This window comes from Asaia sp. HumB, from assembly GCF_030263835.1.
In the GTDB taxonomy this organism is placed as follows: Bacteria; Pseudomonadota; Alphaproteobacteria; order Acetobacterales; family Acetobacteraceae; genus Asaia; species Asaia bogorensis.
Map to the genome: position 1 here is coordinate 426,785 of NZ_JARPML010000002.1, position 12,762 is coordinate 439,546.

Annotated in this window: 12 protein-coding genes; 1 reads left to right on the top strand and 11 read right to left on the bottom strand. The window is 60.0% G+C overall.

The annotated features are described in order from the left end of the window. Positions 1-24 precede the first annotated feature (24 nt). On the bottom strand, positions 25-369 hold the full coding sequence (locus P5689_RS03255) for a hypothetical protein (RefSeq protein WP_285532071.1): 345 nt from the start codon (positions 367-369) through the stop codon (positions 25-27). Positions 370-878: 509 nt separating this feature from the next. Between P5689_RS03255 and P5689_RS03260 the strand changes: the two genes are divergently transcribed. Then, on the top strand, positions 879-1,622 hold the full coding sequence (locus tag P5689_RS03260) for a response regulator transcription factor (RefSeq protein ID WP_035443908.1): 744 nt from the start codon (positions 879-881) through the stop codon (positions 1,620-1,622). Here the strand turns inward: P5689_RS03260 and thiD are convergent. From thiD to tolQ, 10 genes are all read right to left on the bottom strand, one after another. Continuing rightward, a complete protein-coding gene (gene thiD / locus P5689_RS03265) occupies positions 1,605-2,405 on the bottom strand; it encodes a bifunctional hydroxymethylpyrimidine kinase/phosphomethylpyrimidine kinase (protein WP_285532073.1) in 801 nt (266 codons plus the stop codon). The two genes, P5689_RS03260 and thiD, sit on opposite strands and share 18 nt — an antisense overlap. Then, complete coding sequence (glmM, locus tag P5689_RS03270; protein WP_031240699.1) at positions 2,405-3,772, bottom strand: phosphoglucosamine mutase; 1,368 nt, start codon at positions 3,770-3,772, stop codon at positions 2,405-2,407. Before glmM ends, thiD begins: the two co-directional genes overlap by 1 nt. A 109-nt stretch (positions 3,773-3,881) precedes the next feature. Continuing rightward, entirely contained in the window at positions 3,882-5,804 is a 1,923-nt protein-coding gene (gene ftsH, locus P5689_RS03275; RefSeq protein ID WP_035443910.1) for an ATP-dependent zinc metalloprotease FtsH, read from the bottom strand. Positions 5,805-5,970: 166 nt separating this feature from the next. Continuing rightward, positions 5,971-7,260, bottom strand: a complete 1,290-nt coding sequence (gene tilS, locus P5689_RS03280) for a tRNA lysidine(34) synthetase TilS (protein WP_023978576.1) — start codon at positions 7,258-7,260, stop codon at positions 5,971-5,973. Between the two features lie 8 nt (positions 7,261-7,268). Then, the gene (locus tag P5689_RS03285; protein WP_031240704.1) at positions 7,269-8,135 is read right to left on the bottom strand and encodes a tol-pal system YbgF family protein; all 867 of its coding nucleotides are present in this window, start codon (positions 8,133-8,135) and stop codon (positions 7,269-7,271) included. Positions 8,136-8,394: 259 nt separating this feature from the next. Then, entirely contained in the window at positions 8,395-8,871 is a 477-nt protein-coding gene (gene pal, locus P5689_RS03290) for a peptidoglycan-associated lipoprotein Pal (RefSeq protein WP_023978578.1), read from the bottom strand. A 276-nt stretch (positions 8,872-9,147) separates the two neighbouring features. Then, positions 9,148-10,527 (bottom strand): Tol-Pal system beta propeller repeat protein TolB, encoded by a 1,380-nt coding sequence (gene tolB / locus P5689_RS03295; protein WP_051757603.1) that lies wholly within the window; start codon positions 10,525-10,527, stop codon positions 9,148-9,150. 46 nt (positions 10,528-10,573) lie between these two features. After that, entirely contained in the window at positions 10,574-11,569 is a 996-nt protein-coding gene (locus tag P5689_RS03300) for an energy transducer TonB (RefSeq protein WP_285532076.1), read from the bottom strand. 17 nt (positions 11,570-11,586) lie between these two features. Further along, entirely contained in the window at positions 11,587-12,021 is a 435-nt protein-coding gene (tolR, locus tag P5689_RS03305) for a protein TolR (RefSeq protein WP_023978580.1), read from the bottom strand. A 5-nt stretch (positions 12,022-12,026) separates the two neighbouring features. Then, on the bottom strand, positions 12,027-12,695 hold the full coding sequence (tolQ, locus tag P5689_RS03310) for a protein TolQ (RefSeq protein WP_369794225.1): 669 nt from the start codon (positions 12,693-12,695) through the stop codon (positions 12,027-12,029). Between the last annotated feature and the right edge of the window lie 67 nt (positions 12,696-12,762).

Sequence of the window (12,762 nt, forward strand, 5' to 3'; positions counted from 1 at the left end):
AGGCCCAACCGGCCTGCATGGCGCTTATGCTTTGGGGGCATCGCTCAAAGCTTCAGCCTCTCCCTGCCCCGCCCCCTCAGTCGTGCTTCCTGTTTGCGAGCGTTTGATAGCGGCTCGCGCCTGTATGAATGCCTGATACGCCACGGCAACATCGATGGCGACCTCGCGCTCCGCGAGTCTCGCCCGTTCAATCGACGCACGGGCTTCCGGAAGCCAGTTGACGAACCCTTCAACGGCGCTGTCCTCATCGTTAGAAGCTAGCACATTGCGCTCGGCGCTGACGATTTCGGCCTCGGCATTACGCCTGGCGCGCCGCACGCCGGTTTCCCGTCGCAGGACCGCAGTCAGGGCCTGCGCCCGATCCACCATCTCATGCCATCTTTGCAGCCGGGTGCTCTTCCTGATTCGCACGGCACTCACTTCTCATTACCGGCCCGTCGACGCGCGTGACTTGCCAAAATACATGACGAAATCATCAACATCGCCATCGTTGAGCAGCCCAGGTTAGTTAATTTCACGATCAAAGGCACATGCCGTTGGAGTGATCAATGAAGAATAGGCGCTTGGAAATACAACCTGAGCGCGCATCCCTTGTGTTGCGGCGCCCTCTACAAGACGAGCTCAGGTCGAGGCTCGTTAACGGCCGTTAAATACTCTATATGTTAGTGTAATCGAAACTATAAAATACACCGAAAAACCTTAGATACAGCTTCGATTTGCCCGAGGATTCGAACGCCTGTTTCAGAGAAATTGTAAGATTAATCCGTTAAAGACTCGTTACCTACACCAAGAAATGTTTTGCCGTTAAACAAGTATTTTTCTTGCCGGCAGCAACCTTAGGTAGTAACTACGACTCATCAACCCTGGAGATTGATGAGATGCGCCTCCTTCTTGTGGAAAGCGACCAAGCTACAGCTCAAGCGCTGATCAAAACACTCAAACAGGGCGGTATTACTGTTGATCATGCCCAGACCGGGCATGAAGCAATCGATATGCTGCGCCATTATGATTATGATCTTGCCCTTACAGAACTGACACTCGAAGATCTGGAAGGATATGAAGTCATCCGACGGGTCCGCAAAACCCAGATCCAGACCCCGATTATTGTCCTGAGCGGAATGACGCGCCCCCAGGCCAAGATCAAGGCACTCCATGCCGGAGCCGATGACTACATCACCAAGCCGTTCGATACTGACGAATTGCTGGCACGACTTCAGGCTGTACTACGCCGGTCAAGAGGGTTCAGCACAACAGTCATGACGGTAGGACCGCTTTCGCTCGACCTCAACGCAAAGAGTGCCTCGGTCAATGGCAATCCTGTACAGTTGACCGGCAAGGAATACGCCATACTGGAGCTATTAGTGCTACGGCGTGGGAATGTTTTGACGAAGGACGCCTTCCTCAACCACCTTTATGGTGGCATCGACGAGCCGGAAATGAAGATCATCGACGTGTTCATCTGCAAGCTACGGCGCAAATTGCAGCAATTTGGCGCGGGCCAGATGATTGGCACAGTCTGGGGTCGGGGTTACGTTCTTCGTGACGAAAACAAGCCTGTCTCTGTGGTCCCGGTTACGGAGCCATCCCAGCATTCTCTTGGAGCGCTACAGCCCGCGCTCTGACGAAGGAAGATGGTTCATCGGGCGGGCAGTTCCCTTTCCATAGGAGGGTGCCTGCAAGATGGCCTGCCGGACATAATGACGCGCCCGCGTCACCGCCGCCGGAGCATCCAGCCCCTGCGCAAGACCGGTAGCGATCGCGCTGGCTAGAGTGCACCCTGTGCCGTGAGTGTGAAGCGTCTCGATCCGTCCATCGGTGTATAAGCGTGTGGTCTCCCGGTTAACGAGGATATCCGTCAAATGCGGCCCGGGTAAATGGCCACCCTTCGCCAGAACCCACTCGATCCCCTGCGACCGGGCCAGACCCCGAGCAGCCTCCAGCATGTCATCCTCAGACGAGATGGCAGTACCATGGAGCACCTCAAGTTCCGGCAAATTCGGCGTGAGCATGAAACAGCGCTTATAGAGTTGCGCCAAAGCGACCTCACCATCCGGTGTTATCAGTTTCGCACCGCTCGTGGCGACCATCACCGGGTCAATCACACAGGGGATGGAGGAGTGTTGCGCCAGCACCTGGCCCACAGCCTCCATGATGCCCGCATTGCCGAGCATCCCGAGCTTGATGACGTCAGCGCCGATATCCTCAAGCACCATCGTCATCTGCTCTGCCACCATATCGGGCGCCATATACTCGATCCGGCTCACGCCTGACGTATTTTGCGCGGTCACGGCGGTCAGGGCCGTCATAGCAAAGCCGCCCAGTGCGGTCACCGTCTTGATATCGGCTTGTATCCCAGCGCCTCCACCGGAATCGCTGCCTGCTACAATGAGGACCCGGCCTTGCATCAGGCAGCGACGGCTCGCTGAACGGCATCACAGATCGAAGCGACAATTTCCTCGACAAGAGCGGGGTCTTCGGCCTCGGCCATGACACGGATGAGCGGCTCCGTTCCACTCTTGCGCAGTACCAGACGACCAGTGCTTCCAAGACGCGTCTCCGCCGCCTTCCTCGCCTGTGCCAGCATTTCGGTCGAAAGCGGATCGCCTCCCTGATAACGCACATTGCGCAGCAACTGGGGATACGGCTCGAATACACGTAGGATCTCGCTGGCTGGCCTCCCTTCCTCGACCAGCACCGCAAGGACCTGCAACGCGGCAATCAGTCCGTCACCGGTGGTTGCGAAATCGGACAGGATCATATGGCCTGACTGCTCGCCACCAAGCTTGATCCCCTGCTCGCGCATCTTCTCAACCACGTAGCGATCACCCACCGCAGTGCGGTGTAGGGTGATCCCATGCTCGGCGAGTTTCTTTTCAAGACCGAGATTGGACATTATCGTTGCGACAGCGTCATTGCTGCCGAGACGCTCGTTCTTCTGGAGAAACAACACGATCAGACCAAGGATCTGATCCCCATCCACAATCTGGCCTTTCTCGTCGACGATGATCAGACGGTCGGCATCTCCATCGAGCGCAATCCCGAGATGGGCACCATGCTCCAGCACAGCACGCTGCAAGGTCTCCGGGTGGGTTGATCCGCAAGCCGCGTTGATATTCACCCCATTGGGCTCGCACCCGATCTTGATGACTTCGGCACCCAGCTCCCATAGGGCTGCCGGGGCTACGCGATAGGCCGCTCCATTGGCGCAGTCGAGCACGATACGCAGGCCATCGAGTCGTGATCCCTTGGGAAAGGCTGCCTTGGCCGACTCGATATAGCGCCCGGCTGCATCGTTGAGACGCGACGCGCGGCCCACTTCTTCAGGAGAGGCCATCTGATTCGTCAGATCCTGGGCCATCATGGACTCGATCTCTGCCTCAACTTCGTCAGAGAGCTTGAAGCCATCAGGACCGAACAGCTTGATCCCATTATCGCCGAACGGGTTGTGGGAGGCCGAAATCATGACCCCCAGATCGGCGCGCAAGGAGCGTGCGAGCATCGCAATGGCCGGTGTGGGCAGAGGCCCAACAAGGATGACGTCCATACCAGCCGACAGGAAGCCTGATACGAGGGCGCTTTCAATCATGTATCCCGAGAGGCGAGTATCCTTGCCAAGTACAACGCTATGACGATGGGCACCACGACGGAAATAGAGACCTGCTGCCTGCCCAAGGCGAAGGGCAACGTCCACGGTCATGGGAAAAGTATTGGCCTTGCCCCGGATACCGTCAGTGCCAAACAGCTTGCGGCCTGTACTGGATTGCTTGCTCATGATCGCCCTTCCTGTCGCTTGCTTCTGCGCGAGACATGAGGTTCTTCAAGCACACCGCGCCATACGAAAAAAGGGGGCTTGCGCCCCCTCTCCTCAATAGTAGCGAGCCTCAGCCTGGTTGCGGCGACGGATCCAGTGCTTCTGTTGACCCTCCCGTCTTGGCCTTGACCGTGGGCACCGATGACCGGCGGTTTTCAGGAGTCGAATCGTCTACCTCAAGACGGGTAATCTCCTCACCGCGGAGTACACGTGCAACCTCATCTCCAGACAGCGTCTCATACTCAAGAAGTGCCTTGGCGACCCGGTGCAGCGCGTCGATATGCTCCAGCAAGAGCGCGTGAGCCTGACGATACGCCGTATCGATCAAAACCCGGATCTCGCGATCGATTTCCATCGCGGTCTGCTCGGACACGTTCTTGTTCTGCGTCACGGAGTGTCCCAGGAATACCTCCTGACCATTATCACCGTAAGCGACCATGCCGAGCTTCTCGCTCATGCCCCACTCAGTGACCATGCGGCGCGCGTAATTCGTCGCCATCTTGATGTCACCAGAGGCACCGGTCTCGACATTTTCGGCGCCGAAGATGATCTCTTCAGCAGCACGGCCACCCATGGCCAGCACGAGCTGCGCCTTGAGCTGGGTCCGGCTCATGTTAAGACGATCACCTTCCGGGAGGATCTGAACCATGCCAAGCGCACGGCCACGTGGAATGATGGTCGCCTTGTGTATAGGATCGGAACCGGCAGTCAGCAGGGCACAGATGGCATGGCCACCTTCATGGTACGCTGTCTTCTTCTTCTCGTCCTCGGTCATGGCCAGTGAGCGACGTTCGGCGCCCATCAGAACCTTGTCCTTGGCATTGTCGAATTCGAGCATTGCCACGGTGCGCTTGCCCAGACGGGCAGCGAGCAGAGCGGCCTCGTTGACCAGATTGGCAAGGTCGGCACCGGAGAATCCCGGCGTACCACGGGCGATCACCTTGGGATCAACATCCGACGCCAGCGGTACCTTGCGCATATGGACGCGCAGGATCTTCTCACGCCCTGCAACATCCGGGTTCGGCACCACAACCTGACGATCGAAACGACCGGGGCGGAGCAAGGCAGGGTCGAGCACGTCAGGACGGTTTGTCGCCGCGATGAGGATAACGCCCTCATTGCTCTCAAACCCGTCCATCTCCACCAACATCTGGTTGAGGGTCTGTTCGCGTTCGTCATTGCCGCCACCCAGACCTGCGCCGCGATGACGGCCAACCGCATCGATTTCGTCAATGAAGATGATGCACGGCGCCGATTTCTTCCCCTGCTCGAACATGTCGCGGACACGGGAAGCGCCGACACCCACGAACATCTCGACGAAGTCCGAACCGGAGATCGTGAAGAACGGTACATTGGCTTCACCCGCGATAGCACGCGCGAGCAGGGTCTTACCTGTGCCCGGAGGGCCAACAAGCAGCGCGCCTTTAGGAATCTTGCCGCCCAGGCGGGTGAATTTCTGCGGATCCTTCAGAAACTCGACAATTTCCTCAAGCTCGGCTTTCGCCTCGTCAATGCCGGCCACATCGTCAAATGTGACGCGTCCCTGCTTCTCGGTCAGAAGGCGGGCACGCGACTTTCCGAAGCCCATGGCTCGGCCACTACCCGACTGCATCTGCCGGAAGAACAGGATACCGATACCCAGGAGGAAGATCATCGGCAGCCAACTCGTGACCGCACGCAGGATGGGGCTGCCATCTGCGTCAAGCGGCTTGGCCACAACCTCCACGCCCTTACCCGTCATCCGTGGCACGAGGCCAGGGTCAACCGGTGCATAGGTCTCGAAAGACGTACCGTCCTTCAAAGTGCCTGTGATGTTCTGGTTCTGCACAACGACAGAGCGCACCTTGCCTTCATCGATATCGGTTACGAAATCGGAATAGGCGAGTTGCTGCGCCGCGTGCTGGCTTCCCGTGGGCTGAAACGCCAGGAAGAGCAACAACGCCAGAACGATGATGATCACCCAGAGTGCCAGATTGCGGCCAAAATTGTTCATCACGGTCTCTATTGTTTCCAAATAACAGGTGCCAGGCCATGCGGCCGGCGTGCCCCCAGAGGAGAGACGTCGGCGTCGGTAGCCCCGTCTGCTGCCCTGAACCGACAACAGCGCTGATCTTTTTCATAACATAAGCATTTGGGGGGACGTTCCCACCCCCCGACGATCAAGTTTTCACGGTTTCCCGGTAATCTGGCCATCTTGACCGGTCACTCAGGCTCACGGCAGGCTCGAACGCGACTTCGAAGCCGGGCCAGTCCTGTGAAATGCCCTCACCCAGCGTCGGTACACCCACGACGCTGCCGCCTCGCCATAAGGCTGGAAGGGCGGCCAGTACTCGAGAGGGCAATGGATGGTGACGATAGCGGCGTGATTCCGGCCCCAGGGCGCCAATGCTCAGCCCAGGCTGCAGCGGCGCACCCCGCACCTTGAAACGCCGGTCCCACCAGAGCCCCTGATACAAGGCTGACTGCCCACGGATCGCTGCTGCCTCGCGTGCCAGGATCCACCCCTGGCCATACCGCCCTGCCTTGAGCAGGATACCCCCTGAGAGCGTCATCGCACGCGGCGACGCGATCAATCCGGCGAGATCCGATGGAGAGGGAGGATAAGCCGCGCCGGATATCATCTGCCAGAGCTGCCCCAGGAGGGCCGGGTCATCGGGCAAAGTTGTCATGACGGCATATCCGGCAGGATCAAGGCGGATCGAGGCGAGCCAATGTGCAACGGTCTCCGATCGTCTGTTACGTAGTGCTCCGTAAATGCTTGCCTCAACCAGCGTATCGCACCGCGCTGAGGCGTCCATATCCTGCCGTATACGGACACGCTCGAAGCATCGTTTCTGGTTACTGGGGTCTTCCACCCATTCTATATCCTGCGCCTGCAGTGTGGCACGAAGCCGCTCCGGCGCAATTGACAGCAGAGGGCGAAGATAGCGCAGATGCGGCGTCTCACGACTGAGCGCCATGGAAGCAAGGCCATAGGGTGTACTTCCATGCGCCTTGCGCATGATGAAGGTCTCCGCCTGATCGCCGGCATGATGCCCCAATGCAAGATCGAGAATACCATGGGCGGCGCAGGCCTCGGCGAGGATCTGATAACGGGCCGCCCTCGCGGTCTCCTGCAATCGTCGCGTGCCATCGAGCGCCTGAATGCACAGAACGCTCACGGGGATATCGAGCGCCTCAAGTCTGGACGCTGTCAGCGCAGCCTCGGCTGCGGAGTCTTGCCGCAAGCCATGATCGACAACAAATGCCCTGACGGCACGTCGCCAGCGTCGCAGCAACCAGGCAAGACAGAGACTATCTGCCCCCCCCGAAACTGCGACACCGAGTGGAAAGCGGGGCTCATCAGATGGAAAAGCCCCGAAGCCCTGCATGAGGGCCGCAAACTCCCCTGCTGCGATGGGCCATGCACCCGGCTGGGATGGCCGGTCCACAGTTTCAGCTGTAGGCATCAGCCCGTTCAGTGGCAGTTGGCACGGCCCTTGAAGCTTGTGACGGCAGCCTTCACGCGCGGTGTGGGCGAAGGAAACTCGGAATCGAGCTTCTGCAGGGCCTGACAGGCCGAGTTCTTGTCGCCCATTGCCAGCATGGAGGCTGAGACGCCAAGCAGGGCTTCCTGCGCGCGCGTGGACTTGGGGGAGCGATTATAAGCGTCGTAATAGGCAACAGCGGAATCGCGATACTGCTTCTGCCCCGCGAGAGACTGGGCGAGCAGGAATTGGGATTCGAGCTTCCCATTGGCCGTCTTGGCCAGTTTCAGCGCCTGCTCGGCATTGCTCTGTGCCGTGGCATAGTCACGGCTCTTCAGGGCAGCCTGACCGGATTTGAGCAGATCCAGCGCGGTCGCCGGTTTATCTGCGGGCGCTGCGGGTGGCGCACTGGAAGTGGCTGGCGCAGTCATGGCACCGGCACCGACACTGGACGCAGCGCCTGCCGCAGCGCCACCGGCTCCATTCTGGGCGGCGAACTGCATATCGCCAATCTGCTTGGTCAGCGTCGCATTCTGCGTCTGGACCTGATTGGTCAGCTGATCGAGCTCTCCGCGCATCTCCCGGTTCTCGTTCTCGAGCGTCGAGACACGCTGCAGAAGCTGGGAAACGAGATCGCCGTTGCCTGAACTGACGGCAGGGGCGGCATTGCCACTCACCGGCACGGAGGATGCACTGGACTGCACCTGCTGAAGCTGCTGCGAGAGCTGCTGGATCTGGTTTTGCAGCGCGATACCCTCGCGGCTCGTGACCTGAGCCTGTGCAGGTGAGAGCCCCAGCCCTGTTGCAGCGGCGACGGTTGAGAGAATGAGGAAGCGGGAAACTCGGGCACCGCGCATGGCGCATCCTTCGGTCAGATCGTGATGGCTGGCATCATGCCGCGCATGATCCTTCGCCGTATAGCTCAAAAGGACTTGTAAATCAGACGTTCCATAAAACAAAACCGGCTGATGCCACAGCACCAGCCGGTTTTGTCAGATCCGAATTCATCCCCTACAGGTCGCAGGGGAGAATCAATCGTCAGAGTTGGCAGGTTGTCGAGACGCTGACGTGAAAAATCAGGTCAGAACCACGAACAATCCGGCAGTCTCGAACCGATTACTTGACCGAGGTGATCGCGTTACGGTTCTGAGCCCATGCCTGCTCGTCGTCACCATCAGCGGTCGGACGGTCCTTGCCGTAGGAGATCGTCGTGATGCGCGAAGGAGCAACGCCCTTGGCAACCAGATAGTCACGAGCTGCATTCGCGCGACGCTGGCCGAGCGCAATGTTGTACTCTTCCGTGCCACGGTCATCGCAGTTACCAGCGATTTCGACGCTGACCTGCGGGTAGCGGGCGAGCCATGCTGCCTGCTTGTCCAGAGTTGCCTGTGCATCGCTGGAGAGCGTGTTGCGGTTCAGGTCGAAGAAGACGCGATCGCCGACATTGGCGACCAGATCGGCTTCGCTACCGGGCGCAGCGCCGGTTTCCTGAGCCGTTGCGCCTGCACCGGTCGATGCACCCTTGTTTGATTCATCCGAGCATGCAGCCAGAACGACTGCAAGGCCAAGCGCACCGAGAAGCTTGAAATTCATTTTTGCCAACCCTGAATATAGTCCCCATCCGGGACCAGGAAGCGTGACGACAACTAATTACGAAGGTCGGAGTTCCCGTTTTGCTTGCTGGTTACCATAACCATTGGGCCTTACCGATCCCGACGACCAAGATCGGCCATACTCATTCCCACAAAGCGCGGTCAAGCGGCATGACTACCATCGCGCACCAAGTCGCGTGGATTTCATTAGAAATTCAGAATTAGTGTCTCCAACGCCACAAAAAGCGGCATCAGAGACACAGCCTCACGGCTTTATTCAGCCCTGAAGCGGGGACCAGGCCGGATCAGAAGCGCCCGTGCTGGTGCGTACGGGCCGCTCATGGAATCCGGTGATGTCGATCGTGCCGATTCCACTGGAGAACCCGGCGCCCCCTGCCCCGGCTGCCGACTGGCGGCAAAAGGCGATAACGCGACCATTCGGACAGAAGGTCGGGCTCTCGACCGTAAAGCCCTCGGTCAGGATGCGCTCTCCCGTTCCGTCCGGTCCCATCACACCAAGCGAGAAGCGACCATTGGCAATACGGGTGAAGGCAATCACATCGCCACGCGGCGACCAGACTGGCGACCCGTACGTGCCGTGACCGTAGGAAATACGACGCGCGCCGCCGCCTGATGCACTCATGATGTAGAGCTGCGGCGATCCACCACGGTCGGAGTTGAACACGATCTGGCTGCCGTCGGGGCTGAAGCACGGGCTCGTATCGATCGCACCGGAATTGGTGATCTGGCGTTTGGAGCCCGAGCCAAGATCGACAACGAATATGTCCGACCCGCCGCCACGCGTTGCCGAGAGCACAACCTGGCTGCCATTGGGGGAGAAACGCGGGGCAAAGGAGATGCCCTCAAATTCACCCAACATACGCTGGCTGCCCGAGCCGAGATCGAACGTATAAACGCGCGGACGGTTATTGGCATAGGACATGAACGCAATCTGGTCGCGCACCGGGTTGAAACGCGGCGTGAGCGTCAGCCACTGACCCGAGGTCAGCATGTGGCTGTTGGCGCCGTCCTGATCCATCACCGCAAGACGCGTGATCTGGTGATGGCGCGGGCCAGTACGGGCGATATACGCAATGCGCGTATCGAAATAGCCCTTCTCGCCCAGCATGCGCTCATAGATCACGTCAGCTATCGTATGGGCGATGCGACGCCAGTTGCCAGCTGAGGCCGTATAGGCCGTGCCCTGGATCTGCTCGCCTGTCAGAACGTTCCACAGACGCATCTCGACGCGCGTGCTGCTCGAACCCGCAGCACTCCCCGTGACCGCGGCGCGTGCACCCTGCGCCTTGAGCGCGGCAAAATCCGGCGTGCCAGAGGAGCCGGGCAGGATCGTAAACAGGCCGGTACTGTCGAGATCGGCAGTGACCACACTGGTGATCTGCTCGCCCAGTCCGGGACCGAAAGACGGGATGGAGATGGGGATAGGCGCTGTACGGGCCTGATCAACAGTGATCTCCGCCTCGCCGGGCGCGCCGCCTGCGGCATTCTGCGCGAAGGCGCCAATCGGCGTGGCCAGCAGACCGCCAGCGGCAAGGGACGCACCGAGAACCGAGCGTCGTGAGAACAGGGAGGAGAGGCTCTGCGCCTGGTCGTCGGTCAGCAGGGGCCTGTCGAAACTGAACGTATCGCGTGACATGAATGCGGGTCTCTTGCGGTCTGGGAGGATCATGAACCTGAAAACCTCAGGGGCGGAACACGAATTTGAGCTCGTGCGTCTTGCCCAGAAGGTTCGAGGGGATGGGAAGTTTCGAGCAGGTCGGGCTGAGCACGGCATCGCGTGCACGCTCGGCCAGCGCCCGATAGGACGGGTCGGAAGCTGCCTTCGCCTGGGTATCGGGAGCAAAACGCGCCATTCTCGCCTCTCCGGTCGCATCGATCGTCACAATCAGATGCGCGCTAAATGAGGCATAATTACGCGCTTCGGTATCTTCCGAATAACAACGACGCACCGAGCCACCAATCGCTTTCTGCTGGGCAGAACTCAGCGCGTTGGTGATGTCGCCATTCGGCGCACCACCCCCGTTGGGCGCCCCGCCCTGCTGTGGGTTGGCGCGCGCCTTCGGCGGATGCGTCTGCTTCTGGTCGGCGCGCAGCGCATCGAGTGTCGCAAGCAGCGAGTGCGAATCCGCCTGGGTCTTCTTCGCCGCATTGGGTTGCGTGATATGCGAGAAGGTCGGCGTTTCAGGCAGCTTGTCCACAGGCTGTGTCTGGGGCGAAGGTGGCGCAACCTGCTTCGATGCGGAAGGGGGAGACGGCTTGGGCGGCGAGGCCTTGATAGGCTCGGCCGAGTCGTCAACCATCTTTTCAGGTGTCTTCACGTCAGGCAGAGGCGGCGTCTTGCTTTCCGCCGGAGGCGGAATGGGCGGCGGCGGCGGCGCAGGTGGTGGCGGCTCCTCCACAGGCTGAGGAGTCGGCGGCGTCGGAGCGGGCGGCGCGTCTGTCGGCGTAGGGGCTGGCGCCGGCGCTGGCTTGGGTGCTGGCGTATCGGCCTTGTGCGGCGTGGCAGGAGGACCGGAATCCTCGAAAGCCATCTCGATTGGCGGCGGTTCGGGGGGCTCGGGGGGCTTGCTCATGGGCAGCCGCACGAGAAGGAAGCCGATGAACAGCGCATGCGCTGCAACCGACGCTCCCAGCGCATAGCGGAAGCGCCGGACATCGGACCGACGGGGACGCAGCAAGGCTGCTTCTCCTCTGGTTACTGGCCCGCGGCGGGCTGCTGGGCGAGCAGCGCCACGTGCGTGAAGCCACCTGAGGTAATCTTCCCCATGATGTCCATCACCTGTCCGTAATTGATATGAGCATCAGCGCGGACGAAGATGCGATGCTCCTTGTCGTTCTGTGCGGCCTGCTGAAGCTGGGCGACGAGCTGGTCGGCCGAAACCGGGTCATCTCCCAAATAGGTCCCGCCATCGGCCTTGATTGAGACCGTTATCGGTTTGGTATCAGCGTTGAGCGGGCTGGCATCGGTCTTGGGGAGATCCACATTCACGCCGCTCGTCATCATGGGGGCTGTCACCATGAAGATGATGAGCAGCACAAGCATGACGTCCACCAGCGGTGTGACGTTGATTTCCGACGCCGGGCGTCGCCTGCGGCCGCGTGCGGGGCCGCCCCCTGCAGACATGCCCATGGGTCTTAGCTCCGCTCTTCCGACTGTCGCGACAGGATCGCGGCAAATTCGGTACCGAACGCATCCATGCGCTCAGCGAAATGATCAAGGGCAGAGCTGGTCACGTTATAGGCTACATAGGCCGGAATTGCTGTGACGAGGCCGATTGCCGTTGCGAAAAGGGCTTCTGAAATACCGGGAGCCACAACAGCGAGGTTCGTGTTGTGCATGGCCGCGATCGAGCCGAAGGCGTGCATGATGCCCCACACCGTGCCGAACAGACCGACAAACGGGGCAACGGGACCAATAGTAGCTAGAGCTACCACGCGACGGCTCAGCCGATCCATTTCACGGGCGACCGTGATGTTGATCGCGCGATCCACGCGATCACGCACACCACCGCGCGCCAGATCGATCCCCGTGATGCGGGCAGAGCGGCGCCATTCGCCCATGGCCGCACCGAAGACAGCAGCCATCGGATGAAGCGGCTTTGCGCCGTCGGAATCATAAAGATCCTCCAGGCTGCCGCCGGACCAGAAACGATCCTCGAATTCTGTCGCCTCGCGATTGACGCGGCGAATCAGGATGATCTTCTCGATGATCACGGCCCAGACAAAGGCGCTGCACAAGATCAGCCCCACCATGACCAGCTGCACCACGATGGATGCATGCAGGAACAAGTCCAACGGTGACAAACCAGAAGCGGCGGCCCCAAGGTCAGCCGCATTTACCGCTCGATCCAAAAAAACCTCCTGAGGCTTC

Bases quoted from the DNA above. Each gene is read 5' to 3' on its own strand.
- P5689_RS03260 (WP_035443908.1), top strand. From the start codon at position 879: ATGCGCCTCCTTCTTGTGGAAAGCGACCAAGCTACAGCTCAAGCGCTG.
- glmM (WP_031240699.1), bottom strand. From the start codon at position 3,772: ATGAGCAAGCAATCCAGTACAGGCCGCAAGCTGTTTGGCACTGACGGT.
- tilS (WP_023978576.1), bottom strand. From the start codon at position 7,260: ATGCCTACAGCTGAAACTGTGGACCGGCCATCCCAGCCGGGTGCATGG.
- P5689_RS03255 (WP_285532071.1), bottom strand. From the start codon at position 369: ATGGTGGATCGGGCGCAGGCCCTGACTGCGGTCCTGCGACGGGAAACC.
- P5689_RS03285 (WP_031240704.1), bottom strand. From the start codon at position 8,135: ATGCGCGGTGCCCGAGTTTCCCGCTTCCTCATTCTCTCAACCGTCGCC.
- ftsH (WP_035443910.1), bottom strand. From the start codon at position 5,804: ATGAACAATTTTGGCCGCAATCTGGCACTCTGGGTGATCATCATCGTT.
- tolR (WP_023978580.1), bottom strand. From the start codon at position 12,021: ATGGGCATGTCTGCAGGGGGCGGCCCCGCACGCGGCCGCAGGCGACGC.
- tolB (WP_051757603.1), bottom strand. From the start codon at position 10,527: ATGTCACGCGATACGTTCAGTTTCGACAGGCCCCTGCTGACCGACGAC.
- thiD (WP_285532073.1), bottom strand. From the start codon at position 2,405: ATGCAAGGCCGGGTCCTCATTGTAGCAGGCAGCGATTCCGGTGGAGGC.
- pal (WP_023978578.1), bottom strand. From the start codon at position 8,871: ATGAATTTCAAGCTTCTCGGTGCGCTTGGCCTTGCAGTCGTTCTGGCT.